The 20,188-nt window shown below is 71.2% G+C and carries 19 protein-coding genes and 1 tRNA gene; 10 read left to right on the top strand and 10 right to left on the bottom strand.

Annotated elements, in window-relative coordinates; translation table 11 throughout:
• Position 1: 1 nt before the first annotated feature.
• Positions 2 to 685 carry a class E sortase gene (locus AB0472_RS06290; protein ID WP_366353843.1) on the bottom strand — a complete coding sequence of 228 codons (684 nt, stop codon included), beginning with the start codon at positions 683 to 685 and terminating at the stop codon, positions 2 to 4.
• A gap of 27 nt (positions 686 to 712) precedes the next feature.
• A complete protein-coding gene (locus tag AB0472_RS06285; protein WP_366353842.1) occupies positions 713 to 1,519 on the bottom strand; it encodes a DUF881 domain-containing protein in 807 nt (268 codons plus the stop codon).
• Positions 1,520 to 1,671: 152 nt separating this feature from the next.
• Between AB0472_RS06285 and crgA the strand changes: the two genes are divergently transcribed.
• Positions 1,672 to 1,926, top strand: a complete 255-nt coding sequence (gene crgA, locus AB0472_RS06280) for a cell division protein CrgA (RefSeq protein ID WP_366353840.1) — start codon at positions 1,672 to 1,674, stop codon at positions 1,924 to 1,926.
• Between the two features lie 319 nt (positions 1,927 to 2,245).
• On the opposite strand, the gene AB0472_RS06275 is transcribed toward crgA, so the two are convergent.
• Both AB0472_RS06275 and AB0472_RS06270 read right to left on the bottom strand, forming a co-directional pair.
• Entirely contained in the window at positions 2,246 to 3,145 is a 900-nt protein-coding gene (locus tag AB0472_RS06275) for a rhomboid family intramembrane serine protease (RefSeq protein WP_366353838.1), read from the bottom strand.
• Positions 3,146 to 3,244: 99 nt separating this feature from the next.
• Positions 3,245 to 3,778: a peptidylprolyl isomerase gene (locus AB0472_RS06270; RefSeq protein WP_366354065.1), complete on the bottom strand. Its 534-nt coding sequence runs from the start codon at positions 3,776 to 3,778 to the stop codon at positions 3,245 to 3,247.
• A 291-nt stretch (positions 3,779 to 4,069) separates the two neighbouring features.
• Between AB0472_RS06270 and AB0472_RS06265 the strand changes: the two genes are divergently transcribed.
• Positions 4,070 to 4,771, top strand: a complete 702-nt coding sequence (locus AB0472_RS06265; RefSeq protein ID WP_366353836.1) for a DUF5324 family protein — start codon at positions 4,070 to 4,072, stop codon at positions 4,769 to 4,771.
• 116 nt (positions 4,772 to 4,887) lie between these two features.
• On the opposite strand, the gene AB0472_RS06260 is transcribed toward AB0472_RS06265, so the two are convergent.
• A tRNA-Ala gene (locus AB0472_RS06260) sits at positions 4,888 to 4,960 on the bottom strand.
• A gap of 185 nt (positions 4,961 to 5,145) precedes the next feature.
• Between AB0472_RS06260 and AB0472_RS06255 the strand changes: the two genes are divergently transcribed.
• Both AB0472_RS06255 and AB0472_RS06250 read left to right on the top strand, forming a co-directional pair.
• A complete protein-coding gene (locus tag AB0472_RS06255; protein WP_351498566.1) occupies positions 5,146 to 5,694 on the top strand; it encodes a DNA-binding protein in 549 nt (182 codons plus the stop codon).
• A 163-nt stretch (positions 5,695 to 5,857) separates the two neighbouring features.
• On the top strand, positions 5,858 to 7,498 hold the full coding sequence (locus AB0472_RS06250; RefSeq protein ID WP_366353834.1) for a protein kinase: 1,641 nt from the start codon (positions 5,858 to 5,860) through the stop codon (positions 7,496 to 7,498).
• On the opposite strand, the gene AB0472_RS06245 is transcribed toward AB0472_RS06250, so the two are convergent.
• Positions 7,462 to 8,730 carry a hypothetical protein gene (locus AB0472_RS06245; protein WP_366353832.1) on the bottom strand — a complete coding sequence of 423 codons (1,269 nt, stop codon included), beginning with the start codon at positions 8,728 to 8,730 and terminating at the stop codon, positions 7,462 to 7,464. The two genes, AB0472_RS06250 and AB0472_RS06245, sit on opposite strands and share 37 nt — an antisense overlap.
• Positions 8,731 to 9,004: 274 nt before the next feature.
• Positions 9,005 to 9,133, bottom strand: coding sequence for a DLW-39 family protein (locus tag AB0472_RS06240; RefSeq protein WP_003999697.1), 129 nt, complete (start codon positions 9,131 to 9,133; stop codon positions 9,005 to 9,007).
• Positions 9,134 to 9,484: 351 nt separating this feature from the next.
• Here AB0472_RS06240 and AB0472_RS06235 point away from each other — a divergent pair, with 351 nt between their 5' ends.
• The 3 genes from AB0472_RS06235 to AB0472_RS06225 all read left to right on the top strand — a co-directional run bounded on the left by AB0472_RS06235 (position 9,485) and on the right by AB0472_RS06225 (position 11,640).
• Complete coding sequence (locus tag AB0472_RS06235) at positions 9,485 to 9,826, top strand: DUF6344 domain-containing protein (RefSeq protein ID WP_366353830.1); 342 nt, start codon at positions 9,485 to 9,487, stop codon at positions 9,824 to 9,826.
• A 267-nt stretch (positions 9,827 to 10,093) separates the two neighbouring features.
• Entirely contained in the window at positions 10,094 to 10,882 is a 789-nt protein-coding gene (locus tag AB0472_RS06230) for a GntR family transcriptional regulator (protein WP_366353828.1), read from the top strand.
• The gene (locus tag AB0472_RS06225; RefSeq protein WP_366353826.1) at positions 10,879 to 11,640 is read left to right on the top strand and encodes a glycosyltransferase; all 762 of its coding nucleotides are present in this window, start codon (positions 10,879 to 10,881) and stop codon (positions 11,638 to 11,640) included. Before AB0472_RS06230 ends, AB0472_RS06225 begins: the two co-directional genes overlap by 4 nt.
• A 61-nt stretch (positions 11,641 to 11,701) precedes the next feature.
• On the opposite strand, the gene AB0472_RS06220 is transcribed toward AB0472_RS06225, so the two are convergent.
• From AB0472_RS06220 to AB0472_RS06210, 3 genes are read right to left on the bottom strand one after another with little or no spacing between them, the layout of a single operon-like run.
• Complete coding sequence (locus AB0472_RS06220) at positions 11,702 to 12,637, bottom strand: FkbM family methyltransferase (RefSeq protein ID WP_366353825.1); 936 nt, start codon at positions 12,635 to 12,637, stop codon at positions 11,702 to 11,704.
• Positions 12,638 to 12,640: 3 nt separating this feature from the next.
• Positions 12,641 to 12,856, bottom strand: a complete 216-nt coding sequence (locus AB0472_RS06215) for a ferredoxin (protein WP_351956807.1) — start codon at positions 12,854 to 12,856, stop codon at positions 12,641 to 12,643.
• 49 nt (positions 12,857 to 12,905) lie between these two features.
• A complete protein-coding gene (locus tag AB0472_RS06210; RefSeq protein WP_366353823.1) occupies positions 12,906 to 14,117 on the bottom strand; it encodes an amidohydrolase family protein in 1,212 nt (403 codons plus the stop codon).
• Positions 14,118 to 14,359: 242 nt separating this feature from the next.
• Here AB0472_RS06210 and AB0472_RS06205 point away from each other — a divergent pair, with 242 nt between their 5' ends.
• The 3 genes from AB0472_RS06205 to AB0472_RS06195 all read left to right on the top strand — a co-directional run bounded on the left by AB0472_RS06205 (position 14,360) and on the right by AB0472_RS06195 (position 20,026).
• A complete protein-coding gene (locus tag AB0472_RS06205; RefSeq protein ID WP_366353821.1) occupies positions 14,360 to 14,809 on the top strand; it encodes a DoxX family protein in 450 nt (149 codons plus the stop codon).
• 181 nt (positions 14,810 to 14,990) lie between these two features.
• Positions 14,991 to 15,458: a hypothetical protein gene (locus AB0472_RS06200; protein WP_366353819.1), complete on the top strand. Its 468-nt coding sequence runs from the start codon at positions 14,991 to 14,993 to the stop codon at positions 15,456 to 15,458.
• A gap of 380 nt (positions 15,459 to 15,838) precedes the next feature.
• Positions 15,839 to 20,026, top strand: a complete 4,188-nt coding sequence (locus tag AB0472_RS06195) for a WD40 repeat domain-containing protein (RefSeq protein ID WP_366353818.1) — start codon at positions 15,839 to 15,841, stop codon at positions 20,024 to 20,026.
• Positions 20,027 to 20,188: the final 162 nt, after the last annotated feature.

The following is a 20,188-nucleotide window of genomic DNA, read 5'->3' as shown; positions in this document are numbered from 1 at the left end:
ACTAACGGCGCAGCGCCTTGGGTCTGCCTGACTCCACAGGCTGTGTGGAGTCCAAGTGCGCCCAGACGATCAGCCGATGGCTGTGCCCCCATTCCGGATCGCACGTGGTCAGCGTGAGATAGCGCCCCGGACGCGTATACCCGGACTTACGTGGCACAGGGTCGATCACTTCAACGTCCGTCGGAACTGTTTTGTAGGGCCCTTTGTCGATCCGATACGTGAACCAGGTGGTCCCGTCCGTCAGAACGATCGCGTCACCCTTGCGCAGCTTCGGGAAGTCGAGGAACGGGTCGCCGTAGGTGCGCCGGTGGCCGGCGACCGCGAAGTTGCCGACCTGGCCCAGCCGGGCGGTCCGCGCGTAGTGGGCGAGGCCCTTCTTCAGCACGTCGGTGCCGGTGCCCTCCAGGACCGGCTTGTTCCACGTGAAACCGAACCGGGGGATGTACATGATCGCGAAAGGGCTGCCGTAGTGGTACGCGGCGGGCCGCACGGGTGCGGCGGTCGCCTTCGCCGTGGGGTGCACCACGGCCTTCGCCGACCACTGGCGCTGTAACTGGTCGATCTGGTCGTGCATCACGCTGTCGGCCTTCACACCGGTCCAGAACAGCACGTACGCGACGAAGAGCACGATGAGCGTGCCGACGGTGATGCAGAGCTCGCTGACGGTCCTGACGATCACGCGCACCGGCGGCTCCAGAAAGTGACGAGCTGCTTACTCCACGGGCTTCGCGTAGTGCAGATCCACTGTGCCCGAGTAGCCCGGAAGAGTCACCGTCCCGTCCTCGGTCACTTTCCAGCCGAGGCCGTACACGTTCACGTACACCATGTAGTTCTGGATCGCCTCGGAGTCCGCGAGCGACTTCTGCATCTTCGCCGGGTCGCCGATCGCCTGGATCTTGTACGGCGGTGAGTAGACCCGGCCCTGGAGGATCAGCGTGTTGCCCACGCAGCGCACGGCGCTGGTGGAGATCAGCCGCTGGTCCATGACCTTGATGCCCTGGGCGCCGCCCTGCCACAGGGCGTTCACCACGGCCTGCAGGTCCTGCTGGTGGATGACCAGGTAGTCGGGCTGCGGCTCGGGGTAGCCCGGAAGCTTGGCGGTGGCGTTCGGCGGGGCGTCGTTGAGCGTGACGGTGATCGCCTTGCCGGTCAGCTTCTGGGTGCCCGTGTCCTTCTCCAGGCCGGCGAGCTGGTCGTCCTGCGCCGTGGTGGAGCCGTCGTCGCGCTTGGCGAGCTTCTCGTTCTGGTCACGGGTGCTCGCGTTGGACTCGTCCAGCTCCTTGTTCTTGCGGCTGTGCTGCTGGATCAGGTCGGAGAGCTTGAGCAGGTTGTCGTCCGAGCGGATGTCGGTGCCCTTGGCCGTGTTGAAGCTGGTGAAGAAGAGCAGACCGGCCAGGGCGAAGACACCCACGGTCAGAATCCGCACCGGACGGAAGCGGGGGCCGGGCCGGAAACCGTCCTTGCCGGCGGGGTCGGAACCCGTTGATCCGGTCGCGTTGGAGTCGGCAGAATTGCTCAACGTACCCTTATCTCCTTCAGCGCCACGGAAGCACTACGCTAACGGACGCCCGGGGGAGCGCTCAGTCTGCCCTTACTGTCCCCTTGTACGCTGCCCCGAGCCCGACCCAGTTACCTGCGCGGCCACGCAGCGCATCGACAGGAGAGACCCTCGTGCCGAAGTCACGTATCCGCAAGAAGGCCGACTACACGCCGCCCCCGGCGAAGCAGGCGACCGCCATCAAGCTCAGCAATCGCGCCTGGGTCGCGCCGGTGATGCTGGCCATGTTCCTCATCGGGCTGGCCTGGATCGTCGTCTTCTACGTGACCGACGGTTCACTGCCGATCGACAGCCTCGACAACTGGAACATCGTCGTCGGCTTCGGCTTCATCGCGGCCGGCTTCGGCGTCTCCACGCAGTGGAAGTAGCCCGGCCGACAGCTCTGCCCAGGGCTGTTCGCTGAGTTATCCACAGGCCTGACCTGCTGTCCACACCCTCCTGGGGAAAAGACGACGATCTGTGGATAACCCGTCGGGTGTTGACGCCGGTACGACTAGCACAAGACTCACCGTAAAACCGCTCGCCCCCTCCCTGACCTGCTGGAACGCAGGTGAGTGGGAGGGGGCGCAGTTGTGCGCGCACGTTGTGCACAAGATCGGCCACCGACTGTGGACAACGGTTCGGTATCGGTGCGGTGCGCCGCCGTGATCGGGGAACGGGGGCCGGGAGACAGGCTCCGGCGCGGGCTCAGGTGAGCTGCGCGGTCCGGACGACCGTGATCACCACGGCCACGACCAGCACGAGCGCACAGGTGCCGTACTGGATCAGGTTCCGCCGCTCGCGCGGGGCGTGCACCATGGCGTAGCCGGTGACGACACCGGCGACCAGGCCGCCGATGTGGGCCTGCCAGGCGATGCCGCCGCTGAACGTGAAGATGAGGTTGATCACCAGCAGCGCGATGATCGGCCGCATGTCGTAGTTGAGCCGGCGGATGAGTACCGCGGTGGCGCCGAAGAGACCGAAGATCGCGCCGGAGGCGCCGAGCGAGGGCTGGTTCTGGGCGGCGAGCAGATAGGTGAGGGCGCTGCCGGCCAGGCCGGAGACGAAGTAGAGCGTGAGGTAGCGGGCGCGGCCCAGGGCGGCTTCCAGAGGGCCGCCGATCCACCAGAGGCTGAGCATGTTGAACACGATGTGCATGGGGTTCGTCGGATCATGCAGGAACATCGCGGTCAGCATGCGGTAGTACTGGCCCTGTGCCACCCCCTCCAGCGGGCTGAACTGGGAGTACTGGGCCTGGCCGATCATCTCGAAGTGGTTGGTGAAACTGTCCCCGACGGACTTCTGGACCAGGAAGACGGCGATGTTGATGCCGATCAGGATCTTGGTGAGCAGCCGCGGGTCGGCGGTCATCGTGCCGCCGGCGAGGGTGCGGGGCCGGGAGGCGGCCGGGGGCGGGCCGCTCCGGCCGGCGGTGGTGCCGCGCACGCAGTCGGGGCACTGGAAACCCACGGAGGCGCTGATCATGCACTCGGGGCAGATGGGGCGCTCGCAGCGGGTGCAGCGCACGCCGGTCTCCCGGTCCGGGTGCCGGTAGCACTTGGGCAGGCTGTGGGCGTCGCGCGCGCTGCCGGTCGCCTGGTCCTCCATGGGGTCCCCTCGCTCGTCGTGGGCAGTGTTCCGCCCCGCCCATCCTTACGGACGAGCGGGGCGTTTGGTTCCCTTCGGGTGCTTCCGTTTCGGACCGGGTCAGCCGGCGCGCTTCGCGACGACGACCGACTCGATGACGACGTCGTGCACCGGCCGCTTGTTGGGTCCGCTGACGGGGACGGCGGCGATGCTGTCCACGACCTTCTGGCCGGCCGGGTCGACGACCTCGCCGAAGATGGTGTGCTTGCGGTTGAGGTGGGGCGCGGGGTTGACCGTGATGAAGAACTGGGAGCCGTTGGTGCGGGGGCCTGCGTTGGCCATGGCGAGCAGGTAGGGGCGGTCGAAGCGCAGGTCGGGGTGGAACTCGTCCTCGAACTTGTAGCCGGGGCCGCCGATACCGGAGCCGACGGGGTCACCGCCCTGGATCATGAAGCCGCTGATGACCCGGTGGAAGACGGTTCCGTCGTAGAGCGGGTCGGTGGAGACGGCGCCGGTGGCCGGGTGGGTCCACTCACGCTCACCCTGCGCCAGTTCGACGAAGTTCCTGACCGTCTTGGGCGCGTGGTTCGGGAAGAGCCGGACCTCGATGTCGCCAAGGCTGGTCTTCAGGGTGGCGTAGAGGTGCTCGGCCACGGTCTGCCTTCCGTTGTGCTCGGATTCAGTGCCCACGATCCTCGCACGGTACGACTGGTCCGACGTCCGCCGGGAGCTTCCGGACGCGGATCCTCACGAATCGCTTGCGGAACCCCTTCTGCCGTGCGGGGGCGCTCGGCGTCGATCCGTGGCATTGTCGTCGACAAGCCCCTCTTAGCTCTGGTTGCACCCGTATGCCCGTCCTCGCGCGCCGCCCGGCCCGCGGGCAGGCATGATCCGTAAAAGGGTGGAAAGTCGAATTACCGTACGCCACCGAGGAGGAGGAAACCCGTGACCCGCAAAGACAGCGTGCGCGCCGCGACCAGTTCGGCGAAGGACAGCGTGCGGCACGCCGCGGTAGCGGTGGCGCCCTACGCCGACACGGCCAAGGAGCGTGCCGCGTACTACGCACAAGAGGCACGCGTACGGCTCGCGCCCGTGGTGTCGCAGGCCGCCGAGCAGGCCCGCGTCCAGTACGACGCCCGTCTCGTGCCGCGCCTGGAGCAGGCCCGCACCCATGTGCCGCCGAAGATGGACCAGGCGGCGCACGACGCCGCCGATCTGACGCGCAAGGCGGCTCGGCAGGCCGCCGAGTACTCGCGTCCGAGGATCGAGCAGGCGGTGGCGGCGGCCGGCCCGGTCCGCGAGGAGGCGACCGCGCGGGGCGCCGCCGCGCTGGCCGCGCTGCGCGGCAACGTGTCCGCCGAGGACATCGAGAAGCTGGCCCGCCGGAACCAGCGGCGCTCGTCGTGCGGCCGGGCGTTCAAGGCGTTCGCGGTGTTCGGCGTACTGGCCGGTGCGGCCTTCGCCGCCTGGAAGTGGTGGGACAAGCAGGCCAACCCCGACTGGCTGGTCGAGCCCCCGGCCGCCACGGAGGTCCCCGACGTGGGCCGTCTCAGCTCGGTGGACGGCAGCTCCCCGCTCGACCCCGAGGTCCAGGCGAAGGAGGCCGAGGAGCACGGATCCCGGTCCCGGGACGACAAGAACCACTGAGCCCCGCCGCCCGCGCTTGGCCCGCACACCGTTTCACGTGAAACCGGACGGCTGACCACACAGCCGGGACACGCAACCCCCCTGACTGCGTTTACGCAGGTCAGGGGGGTTTGTTGTGGAGCCTAGGGGAGTCGAACCCCTGACATCCGCCATGCAAAGACGGCGCTCTACCAACTGAGCTAAGGCCCCGTACGGGAAGCGACCGGCCGGCGGAAGGTCCGCTGGGTCGGTGCCGCAGACCAGACTACCGGGTCACCCCCCGTACCTCGCAAAAAGATTGGGGGTCCCCGCAGATGACCACTCTCCGTAAGATGCTCGACGGGGGTTCGCTGTAGCGAACCGTGGTTTTTTTGGGGAAGCGATGGGGAGACGCAATGGACGCCGCACAGCAGGAAGCCACCGCCAGAGCGCGGGAGCTGCAGCGGAACTGGTACGGAGAGCCGCTGGGGGCGCTCTTCCGTAAGCTCATCGACGACCTGGGGCTCAACCAGGCACGTCTCGCGGCGGTCCTCGGACTGTCCGCGCCCATGCTGTCGCAGCTGATGAGCGGGCAGCGGGCGAAGATCGGCAACCCGGCCGTGGTCCAGCGGGTGCAGCTGCTCCAGGACCTCTCGGCCCAGGTCGCGGACGGCAGCGTGAGCGCGGCTGAGGCGACCGAGCGCATGGACGAGATCAAGAAGTCCCAGGGGGGCTCGGTGCTCAGCAACACCACGCAGACGACCAGCGGTTCGGGGGCGCCAACGGTCAAGCGGGTGGTCCGCGAGATCCAGTCGCTGCTGCGCTCGGTCGCGGCCGCCGGCGACATCATCGACGCGGCCGACAGCCTCGCTCCGTCCCACCCGGAGCTCGCGGAGTTCCTCCGGGTGTACGGGGCCGGCCGCACGTCGGACGCGGTCACGCACTACCAGTCGCACCAGAGCTGAGCCACGGCCCGGCACACCGGAGGGGGTCCGGTGAACCGGGCGGGGCCAGGCCCTGGCAGCAGGGGCACGCGAGAGGGGTCGTATCGCTCATCCGGGGGAAGCAAGGGGGGTAACAGGCAAGGGGGGTGGCAGGGGAACCCGAGGGGGAGGGGTACGGGTAGTCATGGGTGAGGTCTTCGCGGGCCGGTACGAACTGGCCGACCCGATCGGTCATGGCGGAGTGGGCGCCGTCTGGCGCGCCTGGGACCACCGGCGCAAGCGCTATGTGGCGGCCAAGGTGCTCCAGCAGAGCGACGCCCACGCGCTCCTGCGCTTCGTGCGGGAGCAGGCGCTGCGCATCGACCATCCCCATGTCCTGGCTCCGGCCAGCTGGGCCGCCGACGACGACAAGGTCCTGTTCACGATGGACCTGGTCGCCGGCGGCTCGCTGGTCCACCTCGTCGGGGACTACGGTCCCCTGCCCCCGCTGTTCGTCTGCACCCTCCTCGACCAACTCCTCGCCGGACTCGCCGCGGTGCACGCGGAGGGTGTGGTCCACCGGGACGTCAAGCCCGCGAACATCCTGCTGGAAGCGACCGGCACCGCCCGTCCCCGGCTGCGCCTGTCCGACTTCGGCATCGCCATGCGGTTCGGCGAGGCCCGGCTGACCGAGACCAACCTCGTGGTCGGTACGCCGGGTTACATCGCTCCCGAGCAACTCCTGGGCGCCGAACCCGACTTCACGGCCGACCTGTTCGCCGTGGGCCTGGTCGCCCTTTACCTCCTGGAGGGCGCCAAACCCGATGCCAAGGCGCTCGTCCAGTACTTCGCCGAACACGGCACCCCGGGAGCGCCCAAGGGCATCCCGGACCCGCTCTGGCAGGTCGTCGCCAGTCTTCTCCAGCCGGACCCACGCGCCCGCTTCCGCACGGCCACCGGAGCCCGCAGGGCCCTCGCCGAGGCCCGCGAGCTCCTCCCGGAGACGGACGCCGACGACGAGTTGATCGAAATCTTCGACCAACTGGGGCCGCTGCCACCGGGGTTCGGTCCCGCGGGGCCGACGCGACCGGCTTCGGGGATCGACACGACGTCGGGGACGTCGGGGACGTCGACGGTGCCCGGTACGGCGGCGCCCGATCCGGACGCGGCGACCGCGACGGGGGCGCGGGCCACCGGGACCCCCGCGGGGCTGGACAAGGCCGGGGAACCGGCCGGTGCGGCAGGGACCGCGGGGTCGGCGGGCCCGAGTACGAGGCCGGATCCCGCAGCGCCCGGTACCGAGGCCCGGACTGGCTCCGGCTACGGTCCCGGGACGGGCCCCGAAGCCGATCCCCGCACCGGGACGGAGACCGGGACAGGGACCGGAACCGGGACCGGGACCGACGGAAGGTCCCCGGCGGGCGGCGCCCACGGCGCCTCCGGCGGCGGGCCCCCTTCGCCCCCCGCCTCCCTGTCCGACACCGGCAGCTTCCGGCTCCCCCCGCCCCGGACACCGGTCACCCCGGCCCCCGCTGCCGTGCGGCCCGAGCCGACACCGCCGTACCCGTCGTACGCCCGGCCACCGGCCGCCCCGGCCGCGCAGCCGCACACGCCCTGGCCGCCCGCCCAGCCGCTCCCCCTGGCCCAGCCGCACGCCGACACCCCCACCCCCACGGCCACGTACACCGCGCGGGATCCGCAGACCGCGCCGCCGTCGGTCCGCACCCATGGCCGGCGTCGGCGGCGGGCCCCCCGGCCCGGTCCGCCCGCCCGGGCGGCCGTGCCCATCCTGCTCCTCGCGCTGGCCTGCTACGCCGTCGGTTTCTGGGCGCTGGTCCGGCTCTGAGCGCGCCGGGCGATCAGCGTCCACAGGCCGAGGACGAGCAGCAGGGCCGTGCCCGTGCCGATGCCGCCGGCCGCCAGCGCCCGCAGCGCCGTGTCGTCGTCGGCAGGCGTCAGGAGGCCTCCCCGGTCCCGGGACACGCCGAAGACGCCCTTCGGGACCGGCGAACCGGCGTACCCGGGGCCGGAGTTCGGGGTGCCGTCGACACGGACCCGGAGGGTGACGCCGTAGGGCCCCTTCCCGAAGGTGCCCGCGGTCTGCCCGGTGAGGTGGACGACGAGGTAGTAGGCACCGGCGAAGCGGACGGCGTTCGCCGTGCCGGAGACGGCGTACCGATTGGCGTAGGCGACAGGTGGCAGGGGGTCGAGGGAGGACGACTTCTGGGTGCCGTCGTAGCCGAGGGAGACGTCGTCGACGTAGCCGCGGACCGGGTTGTAGAGGGAGAGGTTGAGCGCGGCGCTGACGTAGCCGTGGGTGTCGCCGCCGGTGCTGCCGAGGTCGACGGTTGCGTGCAGCTGCTGGCCCCAGTCGACCGGAACGGCGTAGTAGAGGGTCTGGCCGGGCGTGATGCCGGTCTGCCAGACGCCCTGGTCCAGGGTGCGGGCCGTACTGAAGCCGGCGCCCCCGGTGCGCCGGCGGGGGTCCGAGGTGAGCGGCTCGGGTGAGGCGGAGTTCCAGGTCTCGGGGGCGGTGGTGGCAGCGGTCCGGGCCAGGGCCGGTTCGGTGACGGGGGCGATCTCCAGGTCCCAGCTGCCCGGGGTGGTGGTCCGCGAGCCGGACACGGCCCGTTCGACGACCACGTAGTAGGTGCCGGCGTCCCGGCACAGCGCCTTGCCCGCATCCCGCCGGCCGACCGCGGTGACCGGCCGCGGGCTGAGCCCGGCACCGAAGCGGGCGCTGTCGTAGTCGCAGGCGGAGCCGTTGGCGTCCTCGATCGAAACCTCGATGCCGTCGCTCGCGGAGACGGTGGCGGAGGAGGGCGGCACTGCGGTGACGGGGACGTAGGCCGTGGTGCCCGCGGTGAGTTCGAGGCGGAAGTACAGCTCGCCCTTGTCGGGGAGGGTGCTGCGGTAGGTCGTGCCGGGCTCCAGCGGCACGGCGTCCGTGGTGCTCGCCGCTCCGGTGACGGTGCGGGCGCCGGGGGCGAAGGCGTATCCGCTGCCGCTGCCACTGCCGCCGTCGGCTTCCGCGGAGAGTGGCGGGAGCAGTGCCGTCAGTGCGAGGGCGGCCGTCACGCAGATGCCCCGCCGTGCCGCCGTACGCCACCGCCGTATCACGCGCGCCCCCAGTCGTCGTCCGCCGACCGCGGAAGTCACGGCCCGCCCGGGCCCCATACTGCCCCGCGCGCCCCCGCGCCACCCGGCGATCCGCGCGACCGTCCGAAACACCCCGCCACGCCGGGCGCCCGTCCTGGAGACCGTCCTGGAGGGTGTCCCGGAGGGTGTCCCGGAAACGCAAAACCCCGACCGCACCGGCGGCCGGGGTCTCAGTGTCGTCTGTTGTCGGTACTCACGAACCCGTGGGCACGGAGTCAGTCGCCTCCGTCCACAGATCCTGCTCGGCGCGATCCGCCTGGATCTGGCGGTACACGAGGAGCCCGCCGATGGCGGCCAGTGCGACCAGGAGAAGCTTCTTCACCGCGCGACCTCGTCTCTTCCTTGACGTAGGGGACCTCTGGCGCCCGACTATACACACCGACCGATATCGATCGGTGACCTGGCATCCGACCCTCAACTCCGGTCCGCCGCAAGGCGTTGCGTGAGGTCGGACCGCTCCGATCGGAGGGTGATCACACCCCCACGGACGGTTACTTTGCTCCCTCTCGACTGCCTTCAGGGGCCTTTCTTCGGGTTTTTCCCACGTCATGCACCCATCCGTGTGGTGTTCATCAGAACATCGACGCGCCACAGGCCGACGTCCCCCATTTCGCGAGCCCCATACACATCATGAGGAAAGTACGCAAATCGCCCAACCCGAAAGTGAGGGGCCATGGCCCGGAACTCCAAGGTCATGACGCTGTGGACCGCCATCGTCACCGCCTTCCTCGCGCTGTGCACGGCGCTCGGATTCGTCTCCGCCACCACCGCCGCCGCCGTACCGCAGACCGAGACCCCGCGCAACAGCACCGGCGAGGAGCACGGTACGGACCGGGTGACGATCCCGGCACAGACCCACTGGCTCTGGTCCCAGGCAAGGTCCCTTCCGCCCACGATGAAGCAGCGGATCCGGGCCGAGGCCCACGGCAAGACCCCCAGCTGCCGACAGCGCCCCCTGGACACCACCGAGTCGGAGACCACGGCCGAACCCCCCGCGGCACCGCTCGACTGCTGATCGCAGCCACAGAAGCCACGGAAGTAACAGACGTAACAGAAATACCAGAAGTACATAGAAGTAAGCAGAAGAAGTAAGCAGAAGTAATAGAAGTAGCGACGTACCAGAAGCAACAGACGGCTCGGACGCAACGGCGCAGGGCGACTTGCGTACGTACCAGCGCCTACTGCGACACAGACCCGCGACGGGATCGCCCCGGCCGCGGGTCTCCGCACGCCGTCCGGACTCGACTCATCAACTCCTCTTGAGGAGTCGTACGCTGATCATGTGCCCAAGGCGTACGAGGAGCTCGCCGACGACCTCCGCCGCTCCATCAGGCAGGGCGAGCGCGAGCCCGGCGCCCGGCTGCCCTCCGAGGCGGAGCTGGCCCGGCACTACGGGCGCAGCGTCCCGACCGTCCAGAACGCGCTGCGGCTGCTCAGCGCCGAGGGACTGATCGACAAGCGGCACGGCAGCGGCACCTTCGTGCGCCGTCCGCGCACCCGCGCGGTCCGCACCAACGAACGGCACCAGTGGGAGAAGGACCGCGCCCTGATGCCGGAGGCCACCCGGGCCGAGACCGGCGCGACCGAGCGTGAGACCGGCCTGGTCATCGACGACCTGGTCTTCTACGCCCGCTACCGCGAGCTGACCGCGCCCGGCGACCTCGCCGACGCGTTCGGGGTGCCGGAGGGCACCGTGCTCCTGGAGCGCACCTACCGGACCAGGCACTCCGCCGAGACCGCCCCCTTCAGCCTGGTGACCTCCTACCTCGTCCGCGACCTGATCGCGGCCAACCCGGAGCTCCTGGACGAGGCCAACGAACCCTGGCCCGGCGGCACCTGGAACCAGCTGCACACCGTCGGCATCGAGGTCGACCGCGTCGAGGAACGCTTCACCGCCCGGCCGCCGACGCCCGAGGAGGCCTGGGAGCTGGACCTGCCGGCCGGCACCTCGGTGATCCTGCTGCGCAAGACGTCGTACGACGTCCGCGGCCGCATCGTCGACATCACCGCCGTCACGCTCCCCGGCGACCGCACCGAGCTGCTCTTCACCACACGTCTGGAAAGGTGGTGAGCGCTGCCGTGACCCGGCGCATCACCGTCGTCACCGCGGTCCACGCGCCGTCGGCCCGCTTTCTGCCCGAGGCCCACAAGTCGCTGTGCGCGCAGCGACTGCCGGACGGCTGGGAGTGGGAGTGGCTGATCCAGGAGGACGGACACGGCGAGGAGGTCCACCCCTACGTCCCCGACGACGCGCGGGTGTCGTTCCGGCAGGGCCGTGCCGGCGGTCCCGGGGTCGCCCGCACCATGGCGCTGGCCCGGGCACAGGGGCCCTACGTCAAGGTCCTCGACGCCGACGACCAGCTGCCGCCGGGTGCGCTGGGTCGTGACCTGGCCGCGCTGGAGGCCCGCCCGGACCTCGGCTGGGCCACCTCACGGGCGCTGGACCTGCTGCCGGACGGCTCCACGGCCGGGTTCCCCGGTGACCCGGAGGAGGGCCCGATCGAGCGCGGGACGGTGCGCGGCCACTGGACAGCGAACGGTTTCCGGGCCCAGGTCCACCCGGCCACCCTCTTCGTCCGCCGCGAGCTGCTGCTGGCCCTCGGCGGCTGGATGGCGCTGCCCGCCTCCGAGGACACCGGGCTGCTGCTCGCCCTCGACGCCGTCAGCCGGGGCTGGTTCTCGGCGGAGGTCGGGCTGTTCTACCGCAAGTGGGAGGGCCAGGTCACCGGCCGCCCCGCCCACACCGACCCGGTGGAGCGGGAGGCCCGCATGGCGGTCGTGGCGGCACGGGCCCGGACGCTGGCGGAGCTCGGGTGGCGGTACGACTGACGGCACCGCGGGCGAACGCGGTCCGGCAGGCGTACGCGCTACGACCGCCCCGTCACGTCGCTCACAGGGTTGCCGCGTCCACCCGTGAGAACACCAGGTCGCTCTCCTCGGTCACCGGGCGGTCCCAGCGGACCGGGACCTCCGGTTCGCCGTACAGGGCGCGGGGGTAGCTGTCGGCCGCGTAGCTGTTGGCGAGCCGGTAGACGTGGTATCCGGCGTCGGTCATGGTGCGCAGCAGATCGTCCGCGGAGTCGCCCAGCCGGGCCATCCGGTCGGGGGTGACCTCGACGGTGATCTCGGCGTCCGGGCGGAGCTTCTCCAGCAGCGGGGCGAGCCCGCGCACCACCGCGCCCTCGGCACCCTCCACGTCGATCTTCACGACCCGCGCGGTCTCGATCTCCTCGGGCCGCAGGAGTTCCGGCAGCGGCACGGCCTCGATGTCGAAGCGGGACTCGGCCGGTCCGTCCCACGGGACGATGCTGTTGGCGCCCATGTTGCGGGAGCTGGCGAGCACGAAGGTCAGGGTGCGGTGGGCGTCGGAGACGGCGGCGTTGACCGCGCGGATGTTCCGGCAGCCGTTGAGCGCGCTCTGCTGTGCGAGGCGGCGGTGGAAGGCGGGGGACGCCTCGACGGCCACCACCCGCCCCCGCTCCCCGACCAGCCGCGAGGCGAGGACGCTGAAGACGCCGATGTTGGCGCCGACGTCGACGAAGCAGTCCCCCGGCGCCAGCCGGCCGCGCAGCCAGCGGGTCATGTGCGGCTCCCACGCCCCGAAGAGGTACAGGTAGCGCTGGATGAGGTCCTGGGTGTCGACCGCGAACCGGTCGCCGTCGAGCGTCGCCACGACCCGCCGCCGGGGATGGTCGCGCAGGTAGGGATTGAGCGCGCGGGCCGCGAGGGTCTTGCCCCACGGGCCCGGGACGTCGCGGACGTAGCGGCGGCCGAGGGTGGCCAGGAGTTCGGTGAGTCGGCTGGGTTCGGTGGGGGCGGTGCTCATCCGCTAGTCGGTGACCCTTCGGCCGTTGATCCGGATCGCCTGTGAGGGGCAGCGTTCGGCGATGTCCCGGATCAGCTCGTCGTCGTCCCCGGGCTCCCCGTACTCCTCGCGTCCGGGCAGGACGAAACCGTACCCGTCCTCGAAACCGAACACAGCGGGTGCCCGGAAGGCACACTCACCCGACCCATAACAGACGTCGGCGTCGACGGAGACCTTCATGGCAGGTCCCCTGCCCAGCCGGGGGCCCGCTGAACCGGCTCCGCACCCGTTAGGTGAACGGCAGCTCCAGCATCCGGATCGCGTTGCCGCGCAGCAGCTTGTAGGCGATCTCGGGGTCCAGGCCCCCCACGTGCTCCTGGGCCACCCGCTTGGTCTCCGGCCAGGTCGAGTCGACGTGCGGGTAGTCCGTCTCGAAGGTCGCGTTGTCCACGCCGATCGTCTCGATCGCCTCGATGCCGTGCCGGTCCCGGAAGAAGCAGCAGAAGATCTGCCGGTAGTAGTACGTCGAGGGCGGTTCGGGGATCAGGTCCTTCACCCCGCCCCAGGCCCGGTGCTCCTCCCAGACGTCGTCGGCGCGCTCCAGGGCGTACGGGATCCAGCCCATCTGGCCCTCGCTGTACGCGAGTTTCAGCCGGGGGAACTTGACCAGGACCCCGGAGAAGAGGAAGTCCATCATCGAGGCCATGGCGTTGTTGAAGCTGAGCGAGGCCTGGACGGCGGGCGGCGCGTCGGGTGAGGCGGCCGGCATCTGCGAGCTGCTGCCGATGTGCATGTTGACGACCGTCCCGGTCTCCTCGCAGGCCGCGAAGAACGGGTCCCAGTAGCCGGAGTGGATGGACGGCAGGCCCAGGTAGGTGGGGATCTCGCTGAAGGTGACCGCCCGGACGCCCCGCTCGGCGTTGCGCCGGATCTCGGCGACGGCCAGGTCGACGTCCCAGAGCGGGATCAGGCAGAGCGGGATCAGCCGGCCGCCGCTGTCCCCGCACCACTCCTCGACCATCCAGTCGTTGTAGGCGCGGACGCAGGCCAGGGCGACCTCCTTGTCGTCGGCCTCGGCGAAGGTCTGCCCGCAGAAGCGGGGGAAGGTGGGGAAGCAGAGGGAGGCCTCGACATGGTTGATGTCCATGTCCTTGAGCCGTTCCTTCGGGTCCCAGCAGCCGGGCCGCATCTGCTCCCGGGTGATGCCGTCGAGCGTCATCTCGTCCCGCGAGAAGCCGACGGCCGCGATGATGCGCTTGTACGGGAAGAGCAGGCCCTCGTACTCCCACCAGTCGGTGGTCTGGCCCGCGGGGTCGGTGGTGAAGCGGTACTTGCCGCCGACGTAGGCGAGTTCACCGATGCCGGCGGTGAAGGGCTTGGGCCCCTTGTCGCGGTACTTGCCCGGCAGCCACCGCTCGAAGAGGTGGGCGGGCTCGATCACGTGGTCGTCCACGCTGATCACCCTGGGCAGATCCTGGGTGCCGGTCGCGTTCTCTGCCATGCCTACCCCCTGCTGCCTGCGGAGTTCCGAAATTATCTGACGGTCCATCAGATAAACCGTCGACATTCAGGCTAGGCCCAGGAGCCCGCACCAGCAAGGCCCACCACACCTCGCCCGCCGCCGTCCCGCCGGAGTTCGTGCCGCTCTCCCTCTTGCGAGGCGCGCCGCCTTCCGCTGAACTGACGAACCGTCAGATGATTGTCCGTGGAGTTCCGGGTTCCGGCTTCCGGGGAGGGTGCGGGATGCGATCAGCCTTGCTGAACGGTGCCGAATGGTTCGCGGTGCTCCGCATCGGGCTCGGTCTGTGGTGGCTGGAGAGCTGGCGGCACAAGGACAAGAAGCAGTGGTTCGGCGGCGGCGGCATCCGCTGGGCGGCCGGTGTCGCGGAGAAGCACCGCTGGCCGGTGGTCCGGCGGGGCTTCGACACCGTCGTCGCACCGCGCCCGCGGCTGATGGCCTACGTGGTGGCCTACGCGGAGCTCGCCCTGGGCCTCGGGCTGGTCGCCGGCTTCCTCACCCCGATCGCGCTGGTGGCCGGGTTCCTGCTCAACCTGATCTACCTGGTCCTCATGATCCATGACTGGGCGGAACAGGGGCAGAACCTGATGATGGCCCTGATCTCCCTGGTCGGCCTGTTCGCCGTCAGCTGGCAGAGCTGGTCGGTGGACACGGCACTGGGACTGTTCGGCTAGCCGGAAGTCCCTGCACCACGCGCTCCTTCGCGAGCCGCCCCCGCCTGCCTGAGGCGCCCCCGAAGAGGCGCTCGGGGTACCCGCCGGCGGAGGGCCGGGGGAGGATTGCGCGACCGGCCCCCACGCGCCCGCAGCGACGATCCGGCCGGCTCCAGCACGGCACCCCGACGAGGAGGCACAGATGACGACCGACCACTCGACGTCCCCCTCGGCGGAAGCCCTGAGAGCGCTGCACGCGGCCCGCGCCCACAGCGCGTACGAACGGGCGGTGGCCGCCTGCCGCCACGCGGGAGTCGCCCCCGACGCCGCCCAGACCGTACCGACGAGTCCCGTCGGCCGGGCCGCGAACGCGCTGCGGCTGTCGGCCCAGTCGCTCAGCGCCCTGGCCGGCACCGCACCCAACCCGGCCGCGGACGCCCGCTGCGCCCGCAACGCCGCCGCCACCGCGGCGCTGGCCGCGCAGGTGGCCACCGCCCTGGACGACCGCACGGAGCCGGCTTCGGCCCTGCGCGCGGCCCTCACCGCGTCCCAGGCGGCCGCGGCGGCGGCCGCCGGCAGCGCCGCCGGACGGGACCCGGCGCTGAACGCGAAGGCTGAGGACGCGGAGAAGCAGGCGGTCGCGGCGGCACGCACCGCGGGCTGGATGTGATCCCGTGCCGTTCGGCACCGGTCCCTCCCCACGTGGGGACCGGTGCCGAACGGCGCGGGAGGTACAGGACGCCGCCTGAGGCCGGAGGCCGGCTCAGTGGCGGGGAACAGCTCGCGTCGTTCCGCCGCTCCGGCGGAAGGCCGCCGGCCGAAGGTGACCGAGAACGTGCGGTGCCGTGAGCTGTCCCTGCGAATGCTGAGCTGGTCGGGCGGTCGGGGCGACCCCCGATCACCGCGTCGCTGAGGCGAAATCCTGCCAGCCGAGGGGCCCGTCTGAGGAGGGCATGACGTCCGGTCCAGGGCTTCGCCGCAGGTCAGCCATATAAAGTGGGTTTTCCGGTCCGGATGGCGAGCAGCGGGGGAAGTAGGGAGTGGAGAGCCTTGGGTCCCGACGCAGGGGCACGCACAGCCTTCGCGGAACGCCTCGCGTTGCTGTACAGGGAGGCCGGTAATCCTCCGCTCAAGCGCGTCGCCGAGGCGGTCGACCGGTTGCATCGCGTCGACGAGCGGGGTCGGCCCGTGCGGGTCTCCGCCCAGCGGATCAGCGACTGGCGGCGGGCGAAGAACGTCCCCGCACAGTTCGTCGCCCTCTCCGCCGTCCTGCAGGTCCTGATCCCGCAGGCCCGCCGTGCCCAGCCGACACCGGTGTCCGGCGGGCTCTACGACATGCTCCAGTGGCAGAAGCTGTGGGAGCGGGCCGTGGCCGATCCAGTCGGCGAACTGCCCGCAGCGGAGGCGGCCGAGGAGACGGAACCGCCCCCGCCGGTCGACGGCGTCTGCCCGTACCGGGGGCTGGCCTCCTACCGCCGTGAGGACGCCCGCTGGTTCTTCGGGCGGGAGCGCAGTACCGACGCGCTGGTCGCCCAGCTCCGTTCCGCGGAGTCGGGCGGTGGCGGCCTGGTGATGCTGGTCGGCGCCTCGGGCGCGGGAAAGTCCTCGCTGCTGAGCGCCGGTCTGGTCACCGCGGTCCAGCGCGGCGCCCTGACCGGTGACGGGGACCTCGACCGTCCCCGCCGCATACTGCAGCTCGTCCCGGGTGCGGACCCCGTGAAGGAGCTGACCCGCTGGATACCCGAGCTGGCCGAGCCGGTCGACCTGCACGACCCGGACGCCGTACGACAGGCGGTCACGGCCTGGGCCCGCCGGGAGACAGCGGACGGGCCTCCGGTCACCGGGACGACGACGGCCGGCCCTCCGGCCGCCGAGGGCACGACGACCGTACGAACCACGACCGAGCAAGCGGCGACCGGACGCGCCGGTACCGGATCACCCATCGATGTTTCACGTGAAACACGACCGCCCGCGCAGACTCCTCCAGCCCGCCCAGCTCCACCGGCCCTTCCGGCTCCCCCAGCCCTCGTAGCACCTCCAGCCCGTCCGGTTCTGATCATCGATCAGTTCGAGGAGACCTTCACCCTCTGCACCGACGAGGCGGACCGGCGCTCCTTCGTCCAGCTCCTGCAGGTGGCCGGCACCCCCGCCGCCCCCGGCGAACCGGCGCCCGCCCTCGTCGTCCTGGGTATCCGGGCCGACTTCTACGAGCAGTGCCTCGGCTACCCGGAACTGGCCGACGCGCTCCAGCATCGGCACATGGTGCTCGGCCCGCTGACCACCGCCGAACTGCGCGAGGCCGTGACCGCTCCGGCCAAGGCGGTCGGGTTGGAGCTGGAGCCCGGTCTAGCCGAGCTGATCGTCCGGGAGGTGAGCGCGGACGGCCCGCGGGGCGCCCATGACGCCGGTGTCCTCCCGCTCCTCTCCCACGCCCTGCTGGCCACCTGGCAGCGCCGCAAGGGGGGCCGGCTGACACTGGCCGGCTACCGGGCGGCCGGCGGCATCCAGGGCGCCGTCGCGGCGACCGCCGAACGTGCCTGGTCGAGCCTGGACCCGGCCGCCCGCAGCGCCGCCCGGCTGCTCCTGCTGCGCCTGGTGCGGCTCGGCGAGGACACCCAGGCGACCCGCCGACGCGGCACCCGGCGTCAGCTGGCCGCGGAGTCCACCGACCCGGACAAGACGGAGGAGTCGCTCGAAGCCCTGGTCCGGGCCCGGCTGGTGACTCTCGACGCCGAGACCGTGGAAATCACCCACGAGGCGCTGCTGCACGCCTGGCCCCGGCTGCGCGACTGGCTCGACGAGGACCGCAACGGCAATCTGCTGCGCCAGCGCCTGGAGGAGGACGGCCGGGCCTGGGACGAGTCGGCACAGGACTCCGCCCTGCTCTACCGGGGCTCCCGGCTGGAACAGGCCCACACCTGGGCGAAGTCGGCCGGTGACACCTTCCTGACACGCAGCGCGGTGGAGTTCCTGGCCGCCTCGGTACGGCTGCGCCGGCGCACGGTGTGGATCAGCCGGGCCGCCGTGTCGGCGCTGGTGGTGCTCGCGGTGCTGGCGGCAGGCTCCGCCGTGATCGCCCGGCAGCAGCGGGACGAGGCGGTGTTCGAGCGGGTGGTCGCGGAGGCCGACCGTTTCCAGTACTCCGACCCGTCGCTCTCCGCCCAGCTCGACCTGGTGGCCCACGGCCTGCGCCAGGACGACGAGGGCGCCAACAACCGCCTGATCTCCATCGTCAACGCCCCGCTGGCCACCCCGCTGCTCGGCCACACCGGCGCCGTCTACCTCACCACCTTCAGCCCCGACGGCAAGGTCCTGGCCACCGCCGCCTACGACCGTACGGTCCGGCTGTGGGACGTGAGCGACCCGACCCGGCCGAAGGCCCTGGGCAAGCCCCTGCTCGGCCACACGAGCTGGGTCTCCAGCGCGGTCTTCAGCCCGGACGGCAGGACCCTGGCCAGCGCCGGCGACGACGGCACCGTACGGCTGTGGGACGTCTCCGACCCGCGGCACCCCGCCTCCCTGGGCGCACCGCTGGCCGGGCACGACGGCACCGTCTACCTCGTCGCGTTCAGCCCGGACGGCAAGACCCTGGCCGCCGCCGACGAGGACCACACCGTCCGCCTGTGGGACGTGCACGACCCGCGCCACCCTGCCCCGCTGGGCACCCTGACCGGCCACACCGAGGCCGTGCGCTCCATCGCGTTCAGCCCCGACGGCCGCACCCTCGCGGCCGGCAGCGACGACAACTCGATCCTCCTGTACGACGTCTCGGACCCCCACCACCCCGAGCGCGTCGGCGCTCCGCTCACGGGACACACCGCGACCGTGCACTCGGTGGCCTTCAGCCCGGACGGCCGGACCCTCGCCAGCGGCAGCAAGGACGACACCGTGCGGTTGTGGGACGTCGGCGACCGGACCCACGCCAGAGCCCTCGGCCCACCGCTCACCGGCCACACCGGGCCCGTCTGGTCGGTGGCCTTCAGCCCCGACGGCTCCATGCTCGCCGCGGGCAGCGCGGACTCCACGGCCAGTCTGTGGAACGTCGGCAACCCGGCCTTCCCCTCCCAGGTGGGTGAGCCGCTCGCGGGCAGCAGCGGCGAGATGTACGCCGTCGGCTGGAGCCCGGACGGTCACACCCTCGCGACCGGCAGCGGTGACGGCAAGGTGCGGCTGTGGTCGATCCCGGGTTCGGACATGACCGGTGCGGCGGGTGCGTTCAGCCCGGACGGCCGGGTGCTGGCCACCGGCGGCGGCGACAGCAGGATGCGGCTGTGGAACATCACGGATCCGGCCCGGCCCACCGTGCTCGGCAAGCCGTTCACGACCGGGTCGCGGGACCTGCGGTCGATGGTGTTCACCCGGGACGGCCGCACGCTGATCATCCTGACCAGTGAGAACAACCTCAGCTGGGTGCAGCTGTGGAACGTCTCCGACCCCGCGCACCCCGCCCAGTACGGTGCGCCGGTCCGGCTGGACACGCGGTACGCGGGGGCCGAGGCGCTGGCGCTGAGCCCCGACGGGCGGACGGTGGCCGCCGACTACGACGACCGCACGGTCCAGCTCCTGGACATCAGCGACCCCGCCCACCCCAGGCGCATCGGGGAGCCCCTGAAGGGCCACACCGGCTACGTCAACGCGCTCGTCTTCAGCCCGGACGGCAGAACCCTGGCCAGCGGCAGCGCGGACGGCACCGTACGGCTCTGGAACGTCTCGGACCGGACCCGCGCCAGGCCCCTCGGCAGCCCCCTGGAGGGCCATCTGGGCCCCGTCAACACCCTCGCCTACAGCCCGGACGGCAGGACTCTGGCCAGCGGCAGCGACGACGACACGGTCCGCCTCTGGAACGTCTCCGACCCGGCCCACGCGACCCGGCTCGGCTCCGCCCTCACCGGCCACACCGAGGCGGTGGTCTCACTGACCTTCAGCCGCGACGGCAGGACCCTGGCCAGCGGCGGCAACGACAACACGGTCCGCCTGTGGAACGTGTCGTCCCCGGCCTCGGCGCACCCCATCGGCCAGTCCATGAGCCCCAACGCCAAGACGGGCAACTTCCTCTCCTTCAGCCCGCGGAGCAACATGCTCGGCGTCTCCAGCGGCGCCGACACGGTCCGGCTGTGGAGCCTCGACGTCGACAAAGCGGTCAACCGCATCTGCGCGGTCACCCGCAACGTCCTGACACCCGCCAAATGGCGCGAGTACCTTCCCCGTCTCGCCTACGACCCGCCATGCGGCGCCTGATCCGGCCCCACCCCTGACCGCACTTGAGTGATCCCGATCACAACTGCTCAGGACGGCCGAGAAGTTGACTCCCGCCGCACAGGCCACCTTGTTAGGCTGGCCACAACCCGGTCGCTGGTGCATCCCCCGTCGCCAGCGACCGGGCCTTTTCGTGCCCGGCCC

This window comes from Streptomyces sp. NPDC086777, assembly GCF_040702065.1.
GTDB lineage: Bacteria > Actinomycetota > Actinomycetes > Streptomycetales > Streptomycetaceae > Streptomyces.
Note: the sequence above shows the minus strand (reverse complement) of the source record. Positions and strands in the feature narration are given on the sequence as shown.

What these genes read in the sequence shown, in the direction of transcription:
- AB0472_RS06205 (WP_366353821.1), top strand. Translation starts at nt 14,360, where the DNA reads ATGCGATCAGCCTTGCTGAACGGTGCCGAATGGTTCGCGGTGCTCCGC.
- AB0472_RS06200 (WP_366353819.1), top strand. Translation starts at nt 14,991, where the DNA reads ATGACGACCGACCACTCGACGTCCCCCTCGGCGGAAGCCCTGAGAGCG.
- AB0472_RS06210 (WP_366353823.1), bottom strand. Translation starts at nt 14,117, where the DNA reads ATGGCAGAGAACGCGACCGGCACCCAGGATCTGCCCAGGGTGATCAGC.
- AB0472_RS06220 (WP_366353825.1), bottom strand. Translation starts at nt 12,637, where the DNA reads ATGAGCACCGCCCCCACCGAACCCAGCCGACTCACCGAACTCCTGGCC.
- AB0472_RS06250 (WP_366353834.1), top strand. Translation starts at nt 5,858, where the DNA reads ATGGGTGAGGTCTTCGCGGGCCGGTACGAACTGGCCGACCCGATCGGT.
- AB0472_RS06275 (WP_366353838.1), bottom strand. Translation starts at nt 3,145, where the DNA reads ATGGAGGACCAGGCGACCGGCAGCGCGCGCGACGCCCACAGCCTGCCC.
- AB0472_RS06235 (WP_366353830.1), top strand. Translation starts at nt 9,485, where the DNA reads ATGGCCCGGAACTCCAAGGTCATGACGCTGTGGACCGCCATCGTCACC.
- AB0472_RS06215 (WP_351956807.1), bottom strand. Translation starts at nt 12,856, where the DNA reads ATGAAGGTCTCCGTCGACGCCGACGTCTGTTATGGGTCGGGTGAGTGT.
- AB0472_RS06255 (WP_351498566.1), top strand. Translation starts at nt 5,146, where the DNA reads ATGGACGCCGCACAGCAGGAAGCCACCGCCAGAGCGCGGGAGCTGCAG.